Source organism: Streptomyces sp. NPDC033131 (assembly GCF_055578365.1).
In genome coordinates this window covers 46,104-68,808 of record NZ_JBVIPA010000039.1, presented here as the reverse complement: position 1 = coordinate 68,808, position 22,705 = coordinate 46,104, and the positions used below count along the sequence as shown (strand labels likewise).

Annotated in this window: 16 protein-coding genes and 5 pseudogenes; 13 read left to right on the top strand and 8 right to left on the bottom strand. The window is 70.3% G+C overall.

Features of this window, described 5'->3' with window-relative positions:
* Positions 1-29: 29 nt before the first annotated feature.
* Entirely contained in the window at positions 30-581 is a 552-nt protein-coding gene (locus ACZ5XS_RS35950; RefSeq protein WP_468658550.1) for a GNAT family N-acetyltransferase, read from the bottom strand.
* 228 nt (positions 582-809) lie between these two features.
* On the opposite strand from ACZ5XS_RS35950, the gene ACZ5XS_RS35945 reads away from it, so the two are divergent.
* Positions 810-1,055 (top strand): DUF5133 domain-containing protein, encoded by a 246-nt coding sequence (locus ACZ5XS_RS35945; protein WP_468658548.1) that lies wholly within the window; start codon positions 810-812, stop codon positions 1,053-1,055.
* 46 nt (positions 1,056-1,101) lie between these two features.
* Here ACZ5XS_RS35945 and ACZ5XS_RS35940 read toward each other — a convergent pair whose 3' ends face one another.
* The gene (locus ACZ5XS_RS35940) at positions 1,102-1,464 is read right to left on the bottom strand and encodes a hypothetical protein (protein ID WP_468658546.1); all 363 of its coding nucleotides are present in this window, start codon (positions 1,462-1,464) and stop codon (positions 1,102-1,104) included.
* 217 nt (positions 1,465-1,681) lie between these two features.
* Here ACZ5XS_RS35940 and ACZ5XS_RS35935 point away from each other — a divergent pair, with 217 nt between their 5' ends.
* Complete coding sequence (locus ACZ5XS_RS35935; RefSeq protein WP_468658544.1) at positions 1,682-3,403, top strand: serine/threonine-protein kinase; 1,722 nt, start codon at positions 1,682-1,684, stop codon at positions 3,401-3,403.
* 102 nt (positions 3,404-3,505) lie between these two features.
* Here the strand turns inward: ACZ5XS_RS35935 and ACZ5XS_RS35930 are convergent.
* A pseudogene (locus tag ACZ5XS_RS35930) lies at positions 3,506-3,592 on the bottom strand (dihydrofolate reductase family protein); the annotation flags it as partial.
* 440 nt (positions 3,593-4,032) lie between these two features.
* Between ACZ5XS_RS35930 and ACZ5XS_RS35925 the strand changes: the two are divergent.
* Positions 4,033-4,280, top strand: a pseudogene (locus tag ACZ5XS_RS35925) (VOC family protein); the annotation flags it as partial.
* Between the two features lie 21 nt (positions 4,281-4,301).
* Positions 4,302-4,652 (top strand): DoxX family protein, encoded by a 351-nt coding sequence (locus ACZ5XS_RS35920; protein WP_468658597.1) that lies wholly within the window; start codon positions 4,302-4,304, stop codon positions 4,650-4,652.
* A gap of 336 nt (positions 4,653-4,988) precedes the next feature.
* Here the strand turns inward: ACZ5XS_RS35920 and ACZ5XS_RS35915 are convergent, their stop codons facing one another.
* Positions 4,989-6,170 (bottom strand): PP2C family protein-serine/threonine phosphatase, encoded by a 1,182-nt coding sequence (locus tag ACZ5XS_RS35915; protein WP_468658595.1) that lies wholly within the window; start codon positions 6,168-6,170, stop codon positions 4,989-4,991.
* Positions 6,171-6,705: 535 nt separating this feature from the next.
* Here ACZ5XS_RS35915 and ACZ5XS_RS35910 point away from each other — a divergent pair.
* On the top strand, positions 6,706-7,137 hold the full coding sequence (locus ACZ5XS_RS35910) for an NfeD family protein (RefSeq protein WP_468658542.1): 432 nt from the start codon (positions 6,706-6,708) through the stop codon (positions 7,135-7,137).
* A 4-nt stretch (positions 7,138-7,141) separates the two neighbouring features.
* Positions 7,142-8,179: an SPFH domain-containing protein gene (locus tag ACZ5XS_RS35905; RefSeq protein ID WP_468658540.1), complete on the top strand. Its 1,038-nt coding sequence runs from the start codon at positions 7,142-7,144 to the stop codon at positions 8,177-8,179.
* Between the two features lie 231 nt (positions 8,180-8,410).
* On the opposite strand, the pseudogene ACZ5XS_RS35900 reads toward ACZ5XS_RS35905, so the two are convergent.
* The 4 genes and pseudogenes from ACZ5XS_RS35900 to ACZ5XS_RS35885 form a co-directional block, all read right to left on the bottom strand.
* A pseudogene (locus tag ACZ5XS_RS35900) lies at positions 8,411-9,101 on the bottom strand (class I SAM-dependent methyltransferase); the annotation flags it as partial.
* A 244-nt stretch (positions 9,102-9,345) separates the two neighbouring features.
* Complete coding sequence (locus ACZ5XS_RS35895; RefSeq protein ID WP_468658538.1) at positions 9,346-10,035, bottom strand: hemerythrin domain-containing protein; 690 nt, start codon at positions 10,033-10,035, stop codon at positions 9,346-9,348.
* Positions 10,036-10,171: 136 nt separating this feature from the next.
* The gene (locus ACZ5XS_RS35890) at positions 10,172-10,987 is read right to left on the bottom strand and encodes an oxidoreductase (RefSeq protein WP_468658536.1); all 816 of its coding nucleotides are present in this window, start codon (positions 10,985-10,987) and stop codon (positions 10,172-10,174) included.
* 427 nt (positions 10,988-11,414) lie between these two features.
* A complete protein-coding gene (locus ACZ5XS_RS35885; protein ID WP_468658534.1) occupies positions 11,415-13,040 on the bottom strand; it encodes a PucR family transcriptional regulator in 1,626 nt (541 codons plus the stop codon).
* 271 nt (positions 13,041-13,311) lie between these two features.
* Here ACZ5XS_RS35885 and ACZ5XS_RS35880 point away from each other — a divergent pair, with 271 nt between their 5' ends.
* The 7 genes and pseudogenes from ACZ5XS_RS35880 to ACZ5XS_RS35850 all read left to right on the top strand — a co-directional run bounded on the left by ACZ5XS_RS35880 (position 13,312) and on the right by ACZ5XS_RS35850 (position 22,593).
* The gene (locus ACZ5XS_RS35880; protein WP_468658532.1) at positions 13,312-14,580 is read left to right on the top strand and encodes an aspartate aminotransferase family protein; all 1,269 of its coding nucleotides are present in this window, start codon (positions 13,312-13,314) and stop codon (positions 14,578-14,580) included.
* Positions 14,577-17,471 carry an FAD-binding and (Fe-S)-binding domain-containing protein gene (locus ACZ5XS_RS35875; protein ID WP_468658530.1) on the top strand — a complete coding sequence of 965 codons (2,895 nt, stop codon included), beginning with the start codon at positions 14,577-14,579 and terminating at the stop codon, positions 17,469-17,471. The genes ACZ5XS_RS35880 and ACZ5XS_RS35875 overlap by 4 nt, the downstream gene beginning before the upstream one ends.
* Positions 17,468-18,907 (top strand): NAD-dependent succinate-semialdehyde dehydrogenase, encoded by a 1,440-nt coding sequence (locus ACZ5XS_RS35870; RefSeq protein ID WP_468658528.1) that lies wholly within the window; start codon positions 17,468-17,470, stop codon positions 18,905-18,907. Before ACZ5XS_RS35875 ends, ACZ5XS_RS35870 begins: the two co-directional genes overlap by 4 nt.
* Before the next feature lie 56 nt (positions 18,908-18,963).
* Positions 18,964-19,542: pseudogene (locus ACZ5XS_RS35865) on the top strand (NAD(P)/FAD-dependent oxidoreductase); the annotation flags it as partial.
* A 140-nt stretch (positions 19,543-19,682) separates the two neighbouring features.
* Positions 19,683-19,916 (top strand): annotated as a pseudogene (locus ACZ5XS_RS35860) (lyase family protein); the annotation flags it as partial.
* 429 nt (positions 19,917-20,345) lie between these two features.
* A complete protein-coding gene (locus ACZ5XS_RS35855) occupies positions 20,346-21,551 on the top strand; it encodes an NAD(P)/FAD-dependent oxidoreductase (protein ID WP_468658526.1) in 1,206 nt (401 codons plus the stop codon).
* A 145-nt stretch (positions 21,552-21,696) separates the two neighbouring features.
* The gene (locus tag ACZ5XS_RS35850; protein WP_468658524.1) at positions 21,697-22,593 is read left to right on the top strand and encodes an RNA polymerase sigma-70 factor; all 897 of its coding nucleotides are present in this window, start codon (positions 21,697-21,699) and stop codon (positions 22,591-22,593) included.
* Positions 22,594-22,705: the final 112 nt, after the last annotated feature.

Below are 22,705 nucleotides of genomic sequence, written 5' to 3'. Positions count from 1 at the left end.
GCGCGCGGGGGACCGTCGGACCGGACGGTTCAGAGACTGAGGTTCATCAGGATGTCGTCACGGTCGTCGCCGGGGGCCACGCGAAGAGCGCCTGGCCATCGGCCCACTTCCGTCCATCCCAGGCTCCGGTAGAAGTGCTCGAGCCCGAGTCCCCCTCGCGCACTGAGCTGCAACTGCTCCAGCTTCATGTCCTCTGCGGCGATCTCTCGGATGCGGGCCATGAGGCCGGTGCCGATTCCTCGTCGGCCGAAGTGCGGGTGGGTCTGGACGTGGTTGACCACCCCGCAGTGTGCGATCAGGGGATGAGGGTTCCGGTGAATGATCAGCCAGCCCGCGAGTGTTCCGTCGACGGTCGCGACGAGCAGTCGGCTGCGCTCCGGATCGAGTCCGGAGATGAGCCGTTCCGCCGCCGGGCCGACGTCCCGCACGCTGACGGGAGGCAGGGGGATTCCGGGTGCGATCACCGCGCCGCCCGCGTTGATGACGGCTGTCCAGCAGTCGACCAGCTGTCTCCTCAGGTCTGGGGTGATCTCGTGTGGCCGGGTGATTTGCAGGAACTCGGGGGAGTCGGGCACCGTCATGGCGATCACGTTTTCATACCTGGACGAAAAGCTCCTGAGCACCGAGCCCTCGTCGGGCGCAGGCCGGCCGAAGGGCTGCGGGACGGTGGCATATACCTCCCGTCGCGGGGCACTTGAAGGCCTGCCTGACGTGCTCGGTGGTGAGCCGTGGCGTCAGAGCCTGGATGCAGTCAGTTCCTCGCAGCGCGGTCGGCTGCCCTGCGAGAGGGGCTTTGAGGGAGAGGTATCGTGATCATTCCTGCGGAGAAGGAACTGCGTGCTGTGCTGGCCCGGTTCGCTCAGGCGCGTGGCGAGCATGACGTGCGCCCCACCGACCGCACCAGCCGGGATCTTGATGACGCCACGTACACGCTGTGCGTGATGACCGGAGCCCGCACCGCTGACGAGGCTCTGCTCGCGGCCGATGCACTGCTGGAGCAGTACAGCGCGAGCCGTGTGAGCACATCCCAAGAGGATGAGACGCTGGCTGCGTAAGACTGATCAACCTGTGCCCTCCGCTGCGTCAGGGCAGATCACTCTCTCAAGAGTGTGGCTGCAGCCAATGACGCGCGGCGGCCAGCGTCACCTCGATGTCGTCGCTCCAAGAACAGACTTCCAGCCACGACAGGTAGCCGCCCTGCATGAAAGCCAGGACCTCGCCGGGGCACTCACCGGCCTCGGTGACGAGCTGCGCTTCGGCAGCCACGACAGTGCCAGGACTGGTGGGCGCGGGCTCGACGTCGCTGGTGTCGAGTTCGAAGTAGGCCGTACCGCACCCGCACGTGCAGCGCGCTCGCACGCTGAGGTGCGGAACCTGCCGTCGAAGCGCGGTATGAACCGGGTTGTCCTTGTTCAGAATTGCCGCAAGCACGTCGGCCACGTCGGCAGGCAGGCTCTCGGTCATCCCGTCACCGTATCTGCCAGGGGTTGTGGCTCAGACCGTGCTCGGCGTGTGCGGCAGGACCACCCTGATCGTGGACTGATCCCATGCCCCGCGCGATGGCCGGATCAGGCGGCGCACGATCGGCGGAACGACGCGGAACCGATGCGCTTGGTCGGCCCGTCGTGGGGCCGTCCGTGTGCGGCGATCGGTGTCGGTGGCGGGAACTAAGCTCCCGTCCATGAGTGAGGCAGACAGAGGCGCCGGGAGACGAGTCGTCGACGGCCGTTTCGAGTTGGAGTCCCGCCTCGGTGGCGGCGGGATGGGGACGGTCTGGCGGGCCAGGGACCTGGTGCTGCACCGGTTGGTGGCGGTCAAAGAGGTCCGCCCGCCCGACCGGGACCTGGCCGAATACGATCCCGAAGGCGCGCGGATGCTGCGCGAACGCGTGCTGCGCGAGGCCAGGGCCCTGGCGCGGATCGACCATCCGAACGTCGTCACCATCCACCACGTGGTCGACGGCGGCGACGGCACGTACCCGTGGATCGTCATGGAACTGGTCAGCGGTGGCTCGCTGGCCGACCGGCTGGCCCAGGGACCGATGCCGCCCATCGAGGCGGCCCGGATGGGAAGGGGAGTGCTGGCCGCGCTCGTCGCTGCGCACGACACCGGTGTCCAGCATCGGGACGTCAAGCCTGCCAACGTTCTGCTGCGGCCCGACGGGCGTCCCGTCCTCACTGACTTCGGCATCGCCGCGATCCGTGAGATGACCAGCCTCACGGCCACCGGGTCCATGATCGGTACGCCCGACTTCATGGCGCCGGAGCGCATCTCGGGGCATGAGGGCGGATCCGCCTCCGACCTCTGGTCGCTGGCGATGATGCTGTACACGGCCGTGGAGGGTCACCACCCCATGCGCCGGGGCACCACCTTGGCCACCCTCGCCGCGGTCCTCTACGACGACGTGCCGTCGCCGGTGCGAGCCGGTGCCCTGCAGGACGCCCTGACGAGGGTGCTCGTGCGGGACCCGTCGGCGCGGCCGTCCGCCGCTGTGCTGGACCGCATGCTGGCCCAGGTCGAGTCGGGGCCGGCCGGCCCGGCTGCCTCGCGCGAGGAGCCCACCTCCTACCCGCTGAACCCGCCGTCGGCCTCGGCGATGCCGGTTGCCGGCGCCGGCACGGCCGTTCCTGCGCACACGGGCGCCCTCGCCGGCTTCGGGCCGCCGCCGATTTACCCCTACCAGGGACAGGCCATGCCCCAGCCGGTGACCGCGCCTGTCCGGGCCGAACGCCGACGCACCTCCGGCTCGACTGTCCTGCTGAGCCTTTCGGCGACCTCGCTCGCCGGAACCGTGGCCCTGCTGTGGTGGCTGCTGCCCTTCGGAGGCGACTCAGGTGAACCGGATGCGGGTGCCTCCCCTTCCCGGTCAGCTCCACAGGCGACCGCTGCACCTACCGCCGCGTCCCCAGCCGCGCAGGAGTCGCAGGAGTCGCAGGAGTCGGAGACCACCGACCTGCTGACGCCGGGCGGCATTCGCACCGCCATCGCAGCGTTCAAGGAGGAGACCGGCCGGGACATGTTCGGCGACTTCACCGTCTACCCGGAGTACGTGTCGGCCCGGCTGATGGTCAACGGAAGCACCAGCAAGTTCGACTCCTACACCTACCGTGCCGAAGGGGGTGTCGAGAAAGGCATCATCTCGGGCACGCTGTCCGGCTCCGAATCGCCGGTCAGTCTCGACGGCTTCAACTGGGACAAGGTGCCGGCGCTCCTCAAAGAGGCGGAAAAGAAGCTCAACGTCGACGATCCGGAGTCCCGCTACCTGGTGGTGAAAAAGCCCGACGACGTCTTCGACACCCCGGCCGGAATGGCCATCTACCTGTCGGACAAGTACAACGGGGGCGGCTATCTGCAGACCGACACCGAGGGCAAGATCACCAGGGTGCTTCCCGCAGCGGACTGACCTGTTCTGCTGCACGCTCCGCGTCCGGGCTGAGTCGGGTTTTCGCTTTGGCAGGCGGCCCGCCGCCCCCTGCACGCCCGGCCGGTGATCGACCGCAGCCACCGTGCCCAGACCATTGGACGGGCCGGGGTCGGGCCCGGTGACGAAGCCGTCGAGGGAGACCGAGATGTCAGCGATGATTCGAGTCATGCCAGGGCAGACCTGATCCGCCGCCCGAACTCATCGCTCCAGTTCCCATGACAGCCCTCATGAGTGCGCCGCCTCGGGGGGACACGATGGCGAGTCGGAGCGTAGGGAGACCGGCGGTTTCTGGGCCGACCCGGGCGGGACGCTCACCGCGGAGCCCTACGTCGCGCCGGTGCGGGTGACCGGGGGCGGCACCTGGCGGGACATCGACACCACCTCTCCGACCCCGACCCCGCCCCCGACCTCGCCCCCGACCCCGCCCCCGACGCCGACGCCGACGCCGACGCCAGGCTTCAGGAGATAGTCTGCGGACGGAGTGAGTGTGCAGGCCGGGGCCGGGTGATGGCTCCGGCCTTCGTCTTGTCGGCTCGGCGTCGTCCCTCCGCCGGGGCTCGGCTATTGACGATCGTAGCGTCAGAGTTGATGATTCCATCATTACGGCAATGTTGCTTGGAGGCACCGTGTCCCAGACTCACGTCGACGACGACGTCAAAACAGCTCACCAGGACCTCCACAGCGAGCAGGGCGCCCTGCGTGACGAGCACTCCGGGCGCTCCCGCAACCGCTCATCAAGGTGGCCGACCTGGCCTGGCTGGAGTTCGAGAAGCCCCACCTCGACCGCGCCGAGGTCTTCGCCCATGACTTCGGTTTCGGAATCGCCGCCCGCGGTGAGCAGGCTCTGTGGCTGCGGCAGTCGCAGGAGCGCCGAGGCATGAGAACAGCACAGGTCATCACCGCTGTCGTACTGGCCCTGGTCTTCCTGCCACTGGGAGTGGCGAAGATCGCCGCTCTACCGGTCATGCGGCAGGCGGCAGCCCACGTCGGCATGTCACCGGGCCGCTACCGCGTCGTCGGCGCGCTGGAGTTCACCGCGGCCGCCGGACTGCTGGCGGGCCTGGTCTGGGGTCCCCTCGGCGCGACCGCTGCGGTGGGACTCGCTCTGCTGATGGTGGCGGCGGCCGTGGTTCATCTGCGTCGCGGCGACCCGCCCGCACGGGCGTTGCCCGCCGTCGTACTGGCCCTGGTGGCAGTGGCGTACGCCGGTCTGTCGGTTGCCGCTTGACCTCGGCGCCCCGGCGCCCGAAAGGCCACCCCGCCGAAGTAGAGCGGGGTGGCCCGAGGCCCCTCCAGAGCCAGGCAGGTGGCGGGAGGCGCCGTGGTGCTCGCGCGGCTCGACCCTGTCGAGACGGTGGCGGATGCCGCGTAGGGAAAGGCGGCGCGGCGTGGCGCAAGCGCAGGAGGGAACCCAGCGGGCCGCAAGGCGTTCGTCAGTCGTTACCTGCATCCGGCTCCGCTCCGGCTCCGGCTCCGGCGCCGCAACGGCCGCAGGAGGCCCCCGCTGGTGCGCTTGATCGGCGACGGGGTTCGCCACCTGGGCGTTCAGCGGTCCACGCGCGGGTCACAGGCGGAGGACGATCAGGGCGATGTCGTCGCGGGCGCCGCTGCTGACGCCCAGGTGCGCGAGCAAGGCGTCGGCGAGACGTTCGGGGTTGTGGCGGGCATGGCGGGCGAGCGCGTCGGTGAGGCGTCGCAGACCGGCATCGATGTCCTCGCCGCGGCGTTCGATGAGGCCGTCGGTGTAGAGCACGAAGGTGTCGCCAGGGGTGTAGGGCAGGTCGGCCTGGAGGCGGGGGACGGGTTCGGGGCGTGCCCCCAGCGGAGGGTCGGTGGCCCGGTCGAGAAGATCGCAGGTGCCGTCCGGGTGGAGCAGGACGGGGGGTGGGTGGCCGGCGCAGCTGTACATGATGCGGCGAGCGCGGGTGTCGACGACGGCCTGGACGACGGTGGTGGCCAGCGCGCCCTCCACGTAGCGGGCATACAGGCCCAGGACGTCCAGGGCTCTCGCGGGCCCTTCCACGGCTCGGATGACGGCGGACAACGCGCTGCGGAGCATGCCCATGACGGCGGCGGCCTCCAGGCCGTGGCCGACGACGTCCCCGACCGCGACGGCGAATCTGTTCTCGGGCAGGTCGACCACCTCGTACCAGTCGCCGCACACGTTGAGTGACCCGGCGGCGGGCAAGTAGCGCACCGCGGTGTCCCGGTGCCGGGCCAGATGGGGCGAGTGGAGCATGGCCTCCTGCAAGGTGACGGCGACCTGGCGTTCCCGGGCGTGGGCTTGGCGCAGTTCCTCGTTCAGTCGATGGAGCTCGCGCGCCCGCGCGTACAGTTCGACCTCCATCGCCTCCACGTCGCTGAGCGCCCCGCCTCCTCGCGGGCGAGGGTGGGAGAGGATGAACGAGGTCACGTCCTCCCCCCGGTGGATGATCCACTTCACCTGCCCGTCAGGCCCGAGCACCGGTGTGTTGATCGCGGACCACCACCGCTCCTCGAACACGCCGGGCCGGTCGGCCACAGGAATGTCGTACTTCATCGGCGCCATCGTGTCCGGCTCCTTCGAGCGCAGGACGCGGTGCAGGGAGGCGTGCAGGTTGCGTACCCCGTCAGCGTCCGGGTCCGCCGGATTGTCGGGGAAGGCATCGAAGAGGTACCGCCCGATCAGATCCTCCGGGGTACGGCCCGTCACCCGACAGGCCGCCGCATTGACGTCGGCGAGCACCAGGTCGGGGCCCAGCACCATGCAAGGGCTGGGGGTGACCGTGAACAGCGCCTGGTAGTCGATGCCCGGCCTCGCCACACGCAGCGGCCGTCCATCCTCATCAGGGCTGCTCTCGTCCCTCACCCTTACGTTCTACCGTTCGTCGGCGCCCTCGGCACCTGGGCACATGGCCTGCCCTCGGCCCCGCTGAGGCCGGCAGTGGAGGACCGGCCTTGTCGTCCCCTCCACCTGATCGCAGAGCGGTTCCCGCCCTGCACCGGCCCTACGTCGCCCGCCTGATGGTCATCTGCCGCACGAAGCCGCTCGGCTTTCACCCACCACCAGACGCGCCCCCTGCTCCAGGTCACCAAAACGCCACGACCCGGGCGGGAAAGTGGTGAGCGGATTCGGGGCGTCGAACAGGCCGCACACTCTGTTCGAGGTGGATATTGCGCCGGCACCCCTCCGATCGTTCGGAGGGGTTTCCTTTACCCGGGGGTATCGCGGCTATCCCCTATCGGGTCCAATGGTAGGGAGTTGGGCCCTTCGCGCACGCACCGGTCAGAAGAGGCACGCAATGGATCCATGGCTGATCTGGTTGATCATCGCAGCCGTGCTGGCTGCGGCGGAGATCTTCACCCTTACCGCTGCGCTCGGAATGCTGAGTGCGGCCGCATTGGTCACTGCGGGGTCCGCGGCGGTCGGCCTGCCGCTGCCCTTGCAGTTCTTGGTGTTCACCGTCGTCGCTACCGTCACCGTGCTGTTCGTGCGCCCCATCGCGCTGCGTCACGTCCTCCAGCCTCAAACGGAGCGGTTCGGCGTGGACGCACTGGTCGGCAGGGCTGCGTATGTCGTCTCGGAGGTGACGGGCCTGGGCGGCAGGGTCCGTATCGACGGCGACGAGTGGACGGCCCGCGCCTACGACGAGACGCTGGTGATTCCTCCTGGAAAGACCGTCGACGTCATGGAGATCAGCGGCGCCACCGCGATCGTCTACCCCCGGGACTGAAAACATGGAAATCTCGGCGTTCCTCATTGCCGGCCTGATCGTCGCGCTGATCGCGGTTTTCACCGTGGTGCGGGCGGTCCGTATCGTGCCCCAGGCACGTGCTCGTAATGTCGAGCGGCTCGGCCGCTACCACCGGACCCTGACTCCCGGCCTCAGCCTCGTGATCCCTTACATCGACCGAGTTCATCCAGTGATCGATCTGCGCGAACAGGTGGTTTCCTTCAAGCCGCAGCCGGTTATCACCGAGGACAATCTGGTTGTCGAGATCGACACCGTGCTGTACTTCCAGGTCACCGACCCGCGAGCGGCTTTCTACGAGATCGCGAATTTCCTTCAGGGGGTCGAGCAGCTCACCGTCACGACCTTGCGCAACGTCGTGGGATCCATGGACCTGGAAAAGACGCTCACCTCACGGGACACCATCAACAGCCAGCTCCGTGGCGTGCTGGACGAGGCCACCGGAAAGTGGGGGCTGAGGGTCAACCGGGTGGAGATCAAGGCCATCGACCCTCCTCAGTCCATCAAAGACGCGATGCAGAAGCAGATGCGAGCCGAGCGGGACAAGAGGGCCGCGATTCTCGGCGCCGAGGGCCAGCGCCAGTCGCAGATCCTCACCGCCGAAGGCGACAAACAGGCCGCTGTCCTGCGCGCGGAGGGCAACCGTACCGCTGCGATCCTCCAGGCCGAGGGCCAGTCACGGGCCATCGACGAGGTGTTCCAGGCCGTACATCGCAACGACCCCGACCCCAAGCTGCTCGCCTACCAGTACCTCCAGACGCTGCCGCAGCTCGCGCAAGGCTCGGGCAACAACTTCTGGGTGATCCCGAGCGAGATCACCTCCGCCCTGCAGGGCGTGTCCCGCGCCTTCACCGAGGTGCTGCCCCAGTCGCCGGCCACCCGAGACAAGCCCCCGGACGACATGGTTGCCCAGGCCGCCAACGACAAGGCTCAGGCGGAAGAAGCGGCCGCCGCGGCCCTCGCCGACGCAGCCAGGGTGGAGGGTGTCACTCCCGATGCCCTCCCGTCTCACCCGCCTCGCTGACGGCGGCGGGTGGCGTCTGTGCCTGCGCGGCTCTCACCCGGGAAGGGTGCGCAGGCAGACGCTGATCGACTCTGACGTGGCTGACCCGAGCGAGGCCGCGGATCTACGCCGCGCGAGGGCGACCTATGGCAGTTCTCGGCCGCGCCGTGGAAGGAACGCCTCTTCAGGAACCGGAGGCGGCCAGTGTTCTCAGGACGGTGCGATCGCCCGAGTCGGCATGCGCGGAAGAGGTCATGCGGCGGGCAGCGGTGCCGGTTCGGCGGAGTCCTTCCACCATACGAAGACCTCGGTGCTCGGTTGGCGTTCGGAGAACCGGCCCGACGGCGAGGTCTCTCGCAGGAGTCGACGCAGGTCTGCCTCGAAGTCGGCGCGGCGAGGGCCGAACAGGGGCAGGGCCGAGAATGACATCGAGAACACCCCGGCGACGACGTCGTCAGCTGTGCGTTCCAGAGGCCGGCCGCCGGGAACGACATGGGCCGGAGAATCCCGCCCGGGCGAACACCGCGGCCTCACCGCCCGGTGTCCCCTGGGGCAGCACGCCCCGGCCGGCTCGCCGGACCGCCCCGAGGTAGTGCCGGACCAGCTCCTCGATCGCCGCGGAGGGCTCCGCTGGATACGGCAGACCGTCGACGCTTCGAGTCTCCGTTTTCACGTCAGCGATGTGCACCAGCGCCCCGCCAGGCTGGAGCATGTCCTTGGTGTTTGCCGCCACCAGGTCGCGATCCATCCAGTGGAAGGACTGGGCGAAGGTCGCGACGGTGAACTTCCCCAGCCCTGCGGGCATGTCCTCGGCGCGGGCCTGGACCCACTGCGCCTTCCCCGTCACTTTGCGCTCCGCGGCCCCACGCCGGGCTTCGTCGATCATCCCCCTGTCCGGGTCCACTCCGACGACCTAGTTGAACAGGTGGGCCAAACTCAGAGCGGCAGCGAATCCGCCCCCGTCCGCTTCCGCGCCATGGTCAAGCGGTACTCAGGTAGCCGCCGTCCGCGAAGCCGTGGTCCCTGTGACGGCGTCCTTCTTCATGGACGACATGCACGTCTTGCAGCCGTTGCTCTCGGCCATCTGCCTCTCCCGACTGGTCGGCACGAGGCGAGGTTGGAGAAGCCTTCCGGATACTCCTGGCTCAACGGGCCATTGGGCTGCAGTCGATGCGGCCGGGCGATCGTCAGGCGTCGAGCACGCGGGCCTGGTAGCGGCGCCAGGCTGGGCGGGCGGTGAGACGCAGCAGCAGACGGATCGGCGCAGGCGCCTTGGCTAGTTGCTGCCCGATGATCTCCGGGTCACCGACCTCCATGAACAGGCCGAAGACCATGGGAACTTTCGGCAGCGAGAGCGCTTGGAGGTTGTGCTCGGTGACGGCGTCCCACTCGGGCTGGGTGACGGTGCTTGCGGCGACCGGCAGGAGGTGCTTCTCCTCGTCCTGCAGATGCTCCTCCAGGAGGACGAGGAGGTGCTCGACGTGGTCGGCCAGCCGGCTGCTGGCCGCGCTGGTGGGGCTGACTCGCCAGCACGGAATCAGGGCGGTGACCTCGTCGAGCATCCCGTGCACCGCCTCGTGCTGGGACTGCATCAGGTGCACCAGGGGAGCCAGTTCCCCGGGCACACGCTGCAGCAGCACCGGCCACAGCAACACGTCCTCGCCCTCGTGGTGGTGGACGAGCATGTCGAGCATCAGTTCCAGGTGGTCGGCGACCACGCCGGCTCGCTTACGGTCACCGTCGTTGACCGCGCTCACCAGTGATGCGCTGGAACTCAGGGCACGGCGGAACGCGTTATGTGCCATGACCATGTCGCGAACGTCGGTCAGTCCGGGGCCGTGCAGGGCGTCACCGGGCGTGGCGTTCGTGGTCATCATTCGTCTCCTTGGCCGGGTTGTGCTGCCCGGGACGCCCGTCCGATGCCACGCCCCCAACGTGCCCGAGGGGAGGATTTCGCTGTGCGCGCTGTGCGCCCCGGTCGTGCTCTGCGAGGTCGCTGGGCAGGGGGCGGTGTCAGCCGGGCAGCCGGTTGAGTTTGCGGATCTGCGCGTCGAAGAGGCCGGCGGGGACGAGGCGGCGCGCTGTGCTGACGCGTGAGGCGAGGGGGCCGGCGGTGTAGCGCAGTTTCGGCTTCGGGTCGGTGGCTGCCGTGACGATGACCTTGGCGACGACGGCGGGGTCGTCGCCCTTCTTCATCGCCGCTGCGATGACCTCGTCGAAGATGCGCCGCCGCTCCGCGTACAGGGGCAGCGGGGTGTCGGGCTGCGCGGCGTTGGCCTCGAAGCTGGTCTTGGTGTAGGCGGGCTGGACGAGGAGGACCCGGATGCCCTGCTCGCGGACCTCGTGGTCCAAGGACTCGGAGTAGCCCTCGACAGCGTGCTTCGCCGCCACATAGAGGGCCATGAACGGCTGGGGGGTGATCCCGAGGACGGAGGAGAGGTTGATGACGCGTCCGCCTCCCTGCGCCCGCATGTGCGGCAGGACGGCCTTGGTCATGCGGAGGAGGCCGAAGAAGTTGATGTCGAAGATGCTCTCGGCGCGGGCAATGGAGTTCTCCTCGGCGGCACCGGCTGAGCCGATGCCGGCATTGTTGACGAGGACGTCGATCCTCCCGAACCGTTCGATCACCTGCTCGACCACGGCGGCGGCGGAGTCGTCGCTGGCCACGTCGAGGTCGAGATACGTCACGCCGGAGGGCGGGGTGAGTCCCGAGGTCTTCCGGCCGGTGCCGATCACCTCGAAGCCCGCTGCGACGAGGGCGCCGGCTGTTGTCTTGCCGATACCCGATGACGCTCCCGTCACGAGTGCCACCGGCCGGGTTGTCGCCATCACAGGCTCCTTGAGCTAACTGGATTACGGTCATTTAGCTTACGTTCATAATGTTATCGGGGCGGGTGGCGGATGGCAAGTAGGTCACCTCCGGCGATCGGAGAGCCATGTGATGCGGTAGGGGAGAGGACCAGGTTCGACGGCCGCCGCCACAGTGAATCGGGCCTCCTGGCGGCTCCAGGCGCGTCGGGTGGTGCGGCGCATCCTGATCGGCGCGCCGAGCTCGATGCGGCGCTCGCCGACCTCGCGACGCAGGCGAAGCGGCGAAGGCGCCTTGGCGTGTGCGGTGACCTCCGGGTCACGGACCTCCACCACCAGGCCGAGCCCGCCGCGCCGACGGGGGCGACACGCCACTGCGGAGGCAGACAACTCACTGAACCCGTGCCTCGTTCGGGGCCGAGGCCGCAGCTTGTTCCCCGTCAGTCCGTCAGTGGGCTCGCAGCACATCGAGTGCCATGAGAGCCGCGTGGAGTTCGGTGCGCTGTTCGCCGGACTCCAGGTCGCGGTCGAGGAGACGCTCGATGGTGCGCAGGCGTTGGTACATGGTTTCGCGGGAGAGGCCGCCCCGGCGTGCGGCGGTGGTCTTGTTGCCGGCCGCTTCGAGGTAGTGGCGCAGGGTCGTCAGCAGGTCGGTGCCGTGCTGGGTGTCGTGATCGATGAGTCGCCCGAGCTGCTGTTCGGCGTACTCCTGGATCCGGGTGTCCTCCCGGAGGGCGTACAGCAGGCGGTGCAGGCCGATGTCGGACAGCTCGTGGAAGGACCGGTCCGGGGGGAGGGGCTGGCCGGGTGGGGTGGCCTCGGCGACGCGGGCCGCCTCGCGGAACGAGCGGGCGGTGTCGGAGAGGTCCGTGATCTCCGAGCCGACGCTCACCACGGCTTGCGGGGCCAGGCTGAGGGCGGTGGTGCAGAGTCGTTCGACGATGGGGCGCCAGGGCTGGGAGGGACGCAGAGCCAGCAGGATGCCGAGACGGTCGGGGGCCAGCTCACCGACGAGGGCCGAGACGCCGGCCGTCCGGAGCTCCTGGAACAGGCGGGTCTCGGGTTCGGTTCCCCCGCTGCCTGCGCGGAGGTCCACCAGGGTCGCGACGAACCGGCTGTGGTCGGTCGGCAGTCCCAGCGCGGCGCAGCGGGCGCGGGCGTCCTCGGCGGAGCGGTGGCGCTGGTCGACCAGGTCGCGCAGGGCGTTTCGGTGTGCGGTGCGTTCCCAGGGGGTGGAATGGATGAGGCGGGCGACGGTCAGTGCCATCGCGGTCCTCTCCAGCACGGTGATGTCCTCCGGCCCGAAGGCGGGGCCGTCGGTGCGGGCCGGAAGCATGACCACACGGCCCCAGCGCTCGCCCTGGTACTCGACGGGAGCGGTGAGCCAGCCCGCCCGCCCGCGGGTGGCCGTGTGGTCGTCGGTCCCGGTGGCTCTGGAGCGCTGTTCCCAACCGGTGAGCGCCTCCTCCACCGTGCCTCCGGACGGTTCGCAGATCAGTGCCTGGTGCACCAGGTTCTCCAGGACGACCGTGCGGCCGCACATCTCCGCCGCCGCACGCACCACGTCCTCCGGGCCGGCACCGCGCAGGGTCAGGGCGGTGAACACCTCGTGGATGCGCTGGGTGCGGCGCATCACGTCCGCCTGGTTGCCGAGCAGGAGGGCGTGCACGACCTGGGTGACCTCCAGGAAGTTGACGTCCTTGGCGAGCGTGACGAGGGGAAGGCCGCGCAGGCGGCAGGCGTCCACGAGTGCGTCCGGCGGGCGGTGATAGCGACGTACGAGTTCGATGACCAGCGCCGCGGCCCCGACGTCGGCGAGTTCGTCGACGTACCGGCGCACGCCGGCCACGTCGTCCGGGAGCGGCATTCCGGTGGTCAGGACGAGTTCGCCGCCCTTGAGGAAGGACGCGGGGTCGGTCAGTTCGGTGATGTGGACCCACCCGACGGGCCGCTCCAGGTGGGGCACGCCGGTGACGACCTGGGGCTGTCCGGCGGCCAGGACGGGAAGGGCCAGGACGTCGGCGACGGTGAGTGCGCGCGTGGGTCCATGGCCGGCCGGATGGCTGTCGTTCACGGTGTCTCCATGGGGTCCCCTGCCCGGGCACGGCTCCGTGCCCGGGAGTGTCCGGTCACTGTGACAAGCGTGGCTGACCTGCGCAAGAGCGGTCTATGAGCAGTCGGAACCCGCCCTGCCCCCGATGAGCACTCCACACAGCCCTCGGAGGGACTGACACAACGTCCGGATGTCGCGGCCCGACCGGACACATCGCACGTTGGCACCCCCCTGGTCCGTGGAGATGCTCGGGATACCGCAGCAGACCGAACATCGAGGCCGGGAGACGAACATGACCGCACTGTCGCCGCACCTTCGCCAGGCCACGCCCGTGGTGGCGGTCCGGGGCGAGGGCGTTCACCTCTACGGCGAGGACGGCCGCCGCTACCTCGACTTCACCGCCGGCATCGGCGTCACCAGTACCGGGCACTGCCACCCGAAGGTCGTGGCGGCGGCGCAGGAGCAGGTGGGCACGCTGGTGCACGGCCAGTACACGACCGTCATGCACCGGCCGCTGCGGCAGCTCGTCGAGAAGCTGGGCGAAGTGCTGCCGGCCGGGCTGGACAGCCTGTTCTTCACCAACTCCGGCAGCGAGGCCGTCGAGTCCGCGCTGCGGCTGGCACGTCAGGCCACCGGCCGTCCCAACGTCATCGTCTGCCACGGCGGCTTCCACGGCCGTACGGTGGCCGCCGCCTCCATGACGACGTCCGGCACCCGCTTCCGGTCCGGCTTCTCCCCGCTGATGAGCGGCGTGGTCGTCACCCCCTTCCCGTCGGCCTACCGCTACGGCTGGGACGAGGAGACCGCGACCCGCTTCGCTCTGAAGGAGCTCGACTACACCCTGCAGACGATCTCGTCGCCCGCCGACACGGCCGCGATCATCGTCGAGCCGGTGCTCGGCGAGGGCGGCTACGTCCCCGCCACCCGGACGTTCATGCAAGGCCTGCGGGAGCGGGCCGACCGGCACGGCTTCCTCCTCATCCTCGACGAGGTGCAGACCGGCGTCGGCCGCACCGGCCGCTTCTGGGGCCACGACCACTTCGGCGTCACCCCCGACATCCTCGTCACCGCCAAGGGCCTGGCCAGCGGCTTCCCACTGTCCGGCATCGCCGCCTCCGAGGAGCTGATGGCCAGGGCGTGGCCGGGCTCGCAGGGCGGCACGTACGGCGCCAACGCGGTGGCCTGCGCGGCGGCCGTCGCCACCCTCGACGTCGTACGCGACGAGAAGCTCGTCGAGAACGCCGAGGCGATGGGGGCGCGCCTGCGCCAGGGCCTTGAGGCGGTGGCCGACCGCACGCCGGGCATCGGCGACGTACGGGGCCTCGGGCTGATGCTGGCCTCCGAGTTCGTCACCGAGGACGGCAGCCCCGACCCCGACACCGCCGCCCGCGTACAGCGCGCCGCGATCGACGAGGGCCTGCTCCTGCTGCTGTGCGGGGCCTGGAACCAGGTCGTACGGATGATCCCGGCGCTGGTCATCGACGAGACGGCGGTGGACGAGGGCCTTCGGTCGTGGGCGGCCGCGGTCGAGGCCGGCACATCGGGAGCGGCACGGCCATGACGGACACCGCCACGCCACTGGAGCCGCTGGTCGCGCGGCTCACCGAGACCGCTCCCGGCCTGCGGGTGGAGACGGGCGCGGGCTCCACCGGTCCCTACGCCTGCGACGCCTCCAACTACCGTGTTCCGCCGCGGGCCGTGGTCTTCCCCCGCGACGCCGACGACGTGGTCGCGGTGCTGCGGGCCTGCCGGGAGGCGGGCGTCCCGGTCACCGCGCGCGGCGGCGGCACCAGCATGGCGGGCAACGCGGTCGGACCGGGTGTCGTCCTGGACTTCTCCCGGTACATGAACCGGATCCTGGACATCGAACCGGTGGCGGGCACCGCACGTGTCGAGGCCGGCGTGATCCTGGACGCGCTGCGCGGCGCGACCGCCCCGCACGGGCTCACCTTCGGCCCCGACCCCTCCTCGCACAGCCGCTGCACCCTCGGCGGCATGATCGGCAACGACGCGTGCGGCAACCGGTCGGTGCGGCACGGGCGTACCAGTACGCACATCGAGGCGCTGGAGATCGTGACGGCCGACGGCGTGCGAGCCGTCGCCGACCGCACCGGCCTGCACGCCGTCGACCCGGACGACCCGGACGCCGTGCAGCGCGTCGCGCGTCTGGAAGCGGACGTGCGGCGCCTGATCGACGCCAGCCTGGCGCCGATCCGCACCGAGCTGGGCCGCGTCCCCCGTCAGGTCTCCGGCTACCAGCTGCACCACCTGCTGCCCGAACACGGCTTCGACATGGCCCGTGCCCTGGTGGGCACCGAAGGCTCCTGTGCGGTCGTCACCGCCGCGACGGTCCGCCTGGTGGCGACCGCACAGGCCTCCACACTCCTCACGCTCGGCTACGACGACGTGGTCGACGCCGCCGAGGACGTCCCCGAGATCCTGCGCTGGAACCCCACCGCCGTGGAGGGCATGGACGAGGCCATCGTCGCCACCATGCGCGCCCGCCGCGGCCCGGGCTCCGTGACCGGACTGCCCGAGGGGCGGGCCTGGCTGTACGTCGAACTCGACGGCGACGAGCAGGCGGCGGTCGACGCCCGCGCCGCCGAACTGCTCGACGTGCTCAAGGCCCAGGGCCGGATGACCGGAGGCCGGGTCGTTCAGAGCCCTGCCGAACGGCGTTCACTGTGGCGGGTCCGCGAGGACGGGGCCGGGCTCGCCGCCCGTCTGGTGGACGGCGGGGAGTCGTGGCCGGGCTGGGAGGACGCGGCGGTAGCGCCCGAGGACCTGGCCGCCTACCTGCGGGACTTCCGCAAGCTGCTGGCCTCCCACGGCCTGACCGGGGTGCTGTACGGCCACTTCGGCGCGGGCTGTGTCCACGTACGCATCGACTTCGACCTCGCCACGGACGCCGGCCGGGCCGCGACCCGCCGTTTCCTCGGTGAGGCGGCCGCGCTCGTGGTTTCGCACGGCGGCTCGCTGTCGGGCGAGCACGGGGACGGACGGGCGCGCGGCGAGCTGCTGGAGGTCATGTACAGCCATCGCATGATCCGGACGTTCGCCGCCTTCAAGGAGATCTTCGACCCCGAAGGGCTGCTGAACCCCGGCGTCATCGTGGCCCCGGCCCGCCTCGACGCCGACCTCGCGCTGCACACGCCCTCCGACGTGCTGCCCGTCGAGAGCCTCTTCTCCTTCCCGCACGACGAGGACGGTTTCGCGGGCGCGGTGCGCCGCTGCGTCGGCGTCGGCCGCTGCCGCAGCGACGCGGGCGGCGTGATGTGTCCCAGTTACCGGGCCACCGGGGAGGAGAGCGACTCCACGCGGGGCCGGGCCCGGCTGCTCCAGGAAATGGTGCGGGGCGACCTCGTCCAGGACGGCTGGCGCTCGACGGAGGTGCGCGACGCCCTCGATTTGTGCCTGTCCTGCAAGGCGTGCTCCAGCGACTGCCCGGTCGGCGTCGACATGGCCACGTACAAGGCGGAGTTCCTGCACCAGCACTACAAGGGCAGGATCCGGCCCCGCTCCCACTACTCGCTGGGCTGGCTGCCGCTGACCTCGGCCCTCGCCCAATTCGCCGCCCGCCCGGTCAACGCGCTGCTGCGCGGAGGGGTCGGCACACTGCTCGCCCGGCTCGGCGGCGTGACCACGAAGCGCCGGATCCCGGCCTTCGCCTCCCGGCACGCGCTTCGCCGGGCCCTGCTCAAGGCGAGGACCGGTGAGCCGGCCAAGGCCCTGCTCTTCGTCGACAGCTTCACCCGCGCCTTCCGCCCCGAGGTGGCGGGCGCCGCGAGCTGCGTGCTCGCCGATGCCGGCATCCCCTGCACGGCTCAGGACGGCCTGTGCTGCGGACTGACCTGGGTCAGCACCGGCCAGCTGTCCACCGCCCGCCGCGTCATGGCCCGTACGGTCGCCCACCTCGACAACGGCGACGACCGGCCCATCATCGTGGCCGAACCCAGCTGCGCCGCCGCCCTCAAGCGTGACGTGCCCGAACTGCTCGGCACCGACGCCGCCCAGCGCGTCGCGGCCCGCGTCCACACCTTCACCGGCGCCCTGACCGACCTGGCCGCGCCGGACTGGACCCCGCCGGAGGTGCCGGTCCAGGTCGTCCTGCAGACCCACTGCCACGAGTACGCCACCTTCAAGGGCAGCCAACCCCGCGACCTGCTGGGCCGCCTGGGTGTACGCAAGGTCGACGAGGCCGAGGGCTGCTGCGGACTCGCCGGGAACTTCGGCTTCGAGGAGCAGCACTACGACACCTCGATGGCCGTCGCCGACCTGGCTCTGAAGCCACGCCTCGACGGCATCGACGACAACATGCCGACGGTCGTGGTGGCCGACGGTTTCAGCTGCGCCACCCAGATCGACCACCTCGCCGGCGACCGGGGCATCCGGGCCCTGCACCTCGCGGAGCTGCTCGACCCCACCGCCGATCTACCAGGAGGAACCCCATGACCGACACACCCACGCAGTTGTTCATCGGCGGGACCTGGTCGGACGCCTCGGACGGCGCCACCATGCCCGTCGACGACCCCGCGACCGGTGAGATCCTCGCCCACGTCGCCGACGCCGGCGCCAAGGACGCCCAGCGCGCCGAGGAGGCCGCCGTCCAGGCGCAGGAGGAGTGGGCCCGTACGGCGCCCCGGGTGCGCAGCGAGATCCTGCGCCGGGCGTACGAGCTCGTCGTCGAGCGCACCGACGAGCTGGCCCACCTGATGACGGCCGAGATGGGCAAGCCGCTGGCCGAGGCCAGGGGAGAGGTGGCGTACGCGGCCGAGTTCTTCCGCTGGTTCTCCGAGGAGGCCGTCCGTATCGAGGGCGGCCACGGCGTCCTGCCCGACGGCCGCAACCGCATGCTGCTGTCCCGTCGCCCGGTCGGGCCCTGTCTGCTGATCACCCCGTGGAACTTCCCGCTGGCCATGGGCACCCGCAAGATCGGCCCGGCGATCGCCGCCGGCTGCACGATGATCCTCAAGCCTGCCCCGCAGACCCCTCTGTCCAGCCTGGCTCTCGCCGCGATCCTCAAGGAGGCCGGGCTGCCGGACGGCGTGCTCAACGTCGTCACCACCTCCCGTGCGGGGGAGGTGTGCGAACCGCTCCTGCGCGGTGGGCGGATTCGCAAGCTCTCCTTCACCGGCTCCACCGACGTCGGACGGCTGCTGCTCGCCCAGAGCGCGGAGGCGGTCGTGCGGACCTCGATGGAGCTGGGCGGGAACGCGCCGTTCATCGTCTTCGAGGACGCCGACCTGGACAAGGCGGTCGACGGCGCGATGGTCGCGAAGATGCGCAACATGGGCGAGGCCTGCACCGCCGCCAACCGCTTCTTCGTCCACAGCTCCGTGGCGGAGGAGTTCGGGCGGCGCCTGGCCGAGCGCATGGGCGCGCTGGTCGTGGGCCCCGGCACCCGGGACGGTGTCGACGTCGGCCCGCTGATCGACAGGGTCGGACGGGCCAAGGTCGAGGAACTGGTGGCCGACGCGGTGGAGCGCGGCGCCCGGGTGCTCGTCGGCGGCCGTACGCCCGAGGGGCCGGGCTGCTTCTACCCGCCGACCGTGCTCACGGACGTCGCCTCCGACAGCCGGCTGATGGACACGGAGATCTTCGGCCCGGTCGCGGCGATCCTCACCTTCGACGACGAGGACGAGGTGATCCGCCGGGCCAACGACACCCCCTGGGGTCTCGTCGGCTACGTCTTCACCGAGGGCCTGGACCGCGCCCTGCGCGTCAGCGAGCGTCTGGAGGTCGGCATGGTCGGCCTCAACACCGGCCTCGTCTCCAACCCGGCCGCCCCCTTCGGCGGCGTCAAGCAGTCCGGGCTGGGCCGCGAGGGCGGCCGGGTCGGGCTCGACGAGTTCCTGGAGTACCAGTACCTCGCGGTGCCTGTGCGATGACGGCGGTCCTGCCCTGACATACGCCTCCTCGCGCACCGCGCGGGCCACGTCATGCCCACGCCTACACCGACAAGTCGATGCCGTGGTTCCGCAAGCGGCTGATCAACGTCGGCAGCTTCATCATCGTCACCGAGCCGCTGGGGGAGCAGCGCGCCAAGGAGCTCATCCCCAACGGCCGCCTGCTGGTCGCGCACAAGAACGTCGGCCACTACGTCCGCCTCACCCCCGACAACCGCCTCGCCTTCGGCGGCCGGGCCCGCTTCGCCCCCTCCAATCCGGCCTCCGACATCAAGAGCGGCGACATCCTCAAGCGGGAGATGACGGAGATCTTCCCGCAGCTGGCCGGGACGCGGATCGACTACGTCTGGGGCGGCATGGTCGGCTTCTCCTGGGACCGTATCCCGCACGCGGGTGACGTCAACGGCCTGTACTACTCGATGGGTTACTGCGGTCACGGCGTCCAGATGGCCACCTACATGGGCCGCGCCGTCGCCGAGATGATGGACGGCAAGCCGGAGGCCAACCCCTTGCGCGGCCTCGGCTTCCCGAAGGTGCCCGTCCCCTTCTACAACGGCACCCCCTGGTTCCTGCCGTTCGGCGGCGCCTACTACAAGGCCAAGGACAAGCTGCTCTGAGCCGAGGGCGGTGCCGACGGCGTCGAAGCCGCGGGGACTTCCCAAGCAAGGGTCCTGGGACGTCTCCGCGGCTTTCCGGTCCGGCGGCATGTTGCCGCACCCACGTACGTCCACGCCTGAACCGCATCCAGGAAGGCCGGGAGGAGGAGCTCGGCCTGCTGGAGCCGAGGAAGGCCGCCGCGATCGTCGAGGCCTGTCGGGAGATCCGCGAGGGCAAGCTGCACGACGAGTTCGTCGTCGACGTCATCCAGGGCGGCGCCGACACCTCGACGAACATGAACGCCAACCAGGTCGTCGCCAACCGGGCGTTGGAGCTGCTGGGCCACGAAAAGGGCCACGACCAGTACGTGCCCTCCGACGAGGAACTCGTCCTGGAGAGAGGCCTGCTGCGCGCAGAACGGCTCGCCGCCCTGCTGCGCCCGGAGGCCGTCGCGGGCAGCGGTCAGGGCCTGGTCCGACAGAGGGGCGGTGCGCCAAGGCACCCCGAGGGCAGGCCGATGGTCTCGCCGTGATCGATGCGGACTCATCCGCGTCGCAGCGGGTCGGAGCGCTCCGCGGCCCGCCGACACAGTGCACCGAGCCTGCTGCCCGAGCCGTCGACGCCCTGCCCCGGCCGGCCGCTGGTCGCCACGAGCTGCGTGGCGGCGAACCCGGCCAAGCCGTGACAGCGCCCGGTGACTGTCTCCATCGTCAGGCCGGTCCGGCCAGGCGGTCACGCCCGGAGAGTGATCTGCCTCACACGCTGTCACAGCGATCGATGAGGCGGTGTCTTGTGTCCGAACCCTTGAAGCGGAGGAGACACCATGGCTGAGAACACCGATGTGGTCGTGATCGGCGGCGGGTACGCCGGCGTCATGGCGGCCAATCGACTGACGCAGCGCGAGGACGTGACGGTGACACTGATCAACCCGCGCCCGACCTTCGTTCATCGGGTCCGCCTGCACCAACTGGTGGGCGGGTCCCACGGCGCGGTCGTCGACTACCGGGAGGTCCTGGGCGAGCGCGTCCGACTGGTGGTCGACACCGTGGCACGGATCGACGCGGCCGGGCGCAGTGTGACGCTGGCGGCCGGGGGGACGGTCGGCTACGACTACCTGGTGTACGCGGTGGGCAGTGGCAGCGCCGATCCGGGGGTGCCCGGGGCGGCCGAGTTCGCCTACCCGATTGCCACCTTCGAGGAGGCGGGCCAGCTGCGGCCGGCCCTCGACGCCGCCCCCGCGACGGCCGCGGTGACAGTGGTTGGAGCCGGTCCGACCGGGATCGAGACCGCCGCCGAGCTGGCGGAGGCCGGCCGTGCAGTGACCCTGGTCTGCGGAGGGGTGCTCGGCCCGTACCTGCACCCTCGGGGCCGACGCTCGGTGGCCGGGCGGCTGGCCAAGCTCGGTGTGACGGTGCTCGACGGCCCCGAGACGAAGGTGACGGCGGTGACCCGCGACGCCGTGCGGCTCGCTGACGGCCGCGAGCTGCCGAGCCAGGTGACCATCTGGACCGCCGGATTCGGCGTGCCGGACCTGGCCGTGCGCAGCGGGCTGAGCACCGACGCCCTGGGCCGCCTGCTCACGGACGAGACCCTGACCAGCACGGACGACGCTCGCATCGTTGCGGCCGGGGACTCGGCGGCGCCGTCAGGCCTGCCGCTGCGGATGAGCTGCCAGGCAGCGATACCGCTGGGCGCGCGGGCCGCCGACACGGTGCTCAGCCGTATCGCGGGTGAGCAGCCCGCGACCCTCAACCAGACGTTCGCGGGCCAGTGCATCAGCCTAGGCCGAGGCGCCGGCATCTTCCAGTTCGCCCACCGGTATGACGTCGCGGTGTGGTTCCACATCGACGGCCGCCTGGGCGCCAGGATCAAGGAGTTCGTGTGCAAGAGCATCACCACGCACCTGGCCGACGAGGCAGGCAAGCCGGGTTCGTACCGGCTGCACCTCGTGTCAGGAGGTGCCAAGCGCCGGCAGTTGCTGCAGGCCGGGCTCGGCGAGGCGCCGGCCACCGCTGAACGGGCAGCCTAGGCAGGCACTCGCGGTGTCCCACTCTCGATCGCACCGGACAGATGAGTCAAGATCGAACGGCTGCCAACGGAAAGGACCTTGTTGTGGATGCACGTTTGAAGGCCTTGGGCACCCTGGGCCGGCCGCGAAGGAGAGAGGGCGGGAGATGAGCGATCACGCCGCTGACCCGGCGACCGAGACGTTCGTCGCCCACCGCAACCTGCTCTTCACCGTCGCCTACGAAATGCTCGGATCGGTCGCCGACGCCGAAGACGTCCTCCAGGAAACCTGGCTGCGATGGGTCAACGTCGACCTGGAGCAGGTGCGCGACCACCGCGCCTACCTGGTCCGGATCACGACCCGGCAGGCCCTCAACCGGCTGCGCACCATGACGCGCCGCAAGGAGGCGTACGTCGGACCCTGGCTGCCCGAGCCGCTGCTCACCGCACCGGACGTGGCCGAGGACGTGGAGCTCGCCGAGAGTGTGTCGATGGCGATGATGCTCGTCCTTGAGACGCTGTCGCCGACGGAGCGAGCCGTGTTCGTGCTGCGCGAGGCCTTCGATGTCGGCTACGAGGAGATCGCGGCCGCCGTCGACAAGAGCCCCGCGGCCGTCCGCCAGATCGCCCACCGCGCCCGCCGGCACGTCGACGCCCGCCGCCCTCGCAAGGTGGTCTCCCCGGGAGAGACCCGGGCGGCCCTGGAGTCGTTCCAGCGCGCGCTGGAAACCGGGGACCTTCAGGGCCTCCTCGACGTGCTCGCCCCCGAGGTCGTCTACATGGGCGACGGCGGCGGCGTCAAGCACGCTGCGCTGCGGCCGATCATCGGCGCCGACAAGGTGGCCCGCCTCATCGTCGGCGGAACCGGCAAGCCCGGAATCTCGCTCACGCTCGACCCCACCGTGGTCAACGGCCACCCGGCACTCCTCGTACACCTGGACGGCGAGATCGACGGCATCATCGCGATCCGGGTCGAGGACGCCCGCATCACGGGCCTCTACTTCGTCCGCAACCCGGAGAAGCTGTCCCGCGTCGACTCCGAGACCCCGCTCACCCTGCGATGAATCCAATGAGAGTCCTTCGAGACGACGTCGTTTGGATTTGACGACCGATCAGGAAGCAGTGGCGGTGGGAGATCGTCTCCGGCCAGTGGAAGTGGAGACCGGAGCGCCGCCG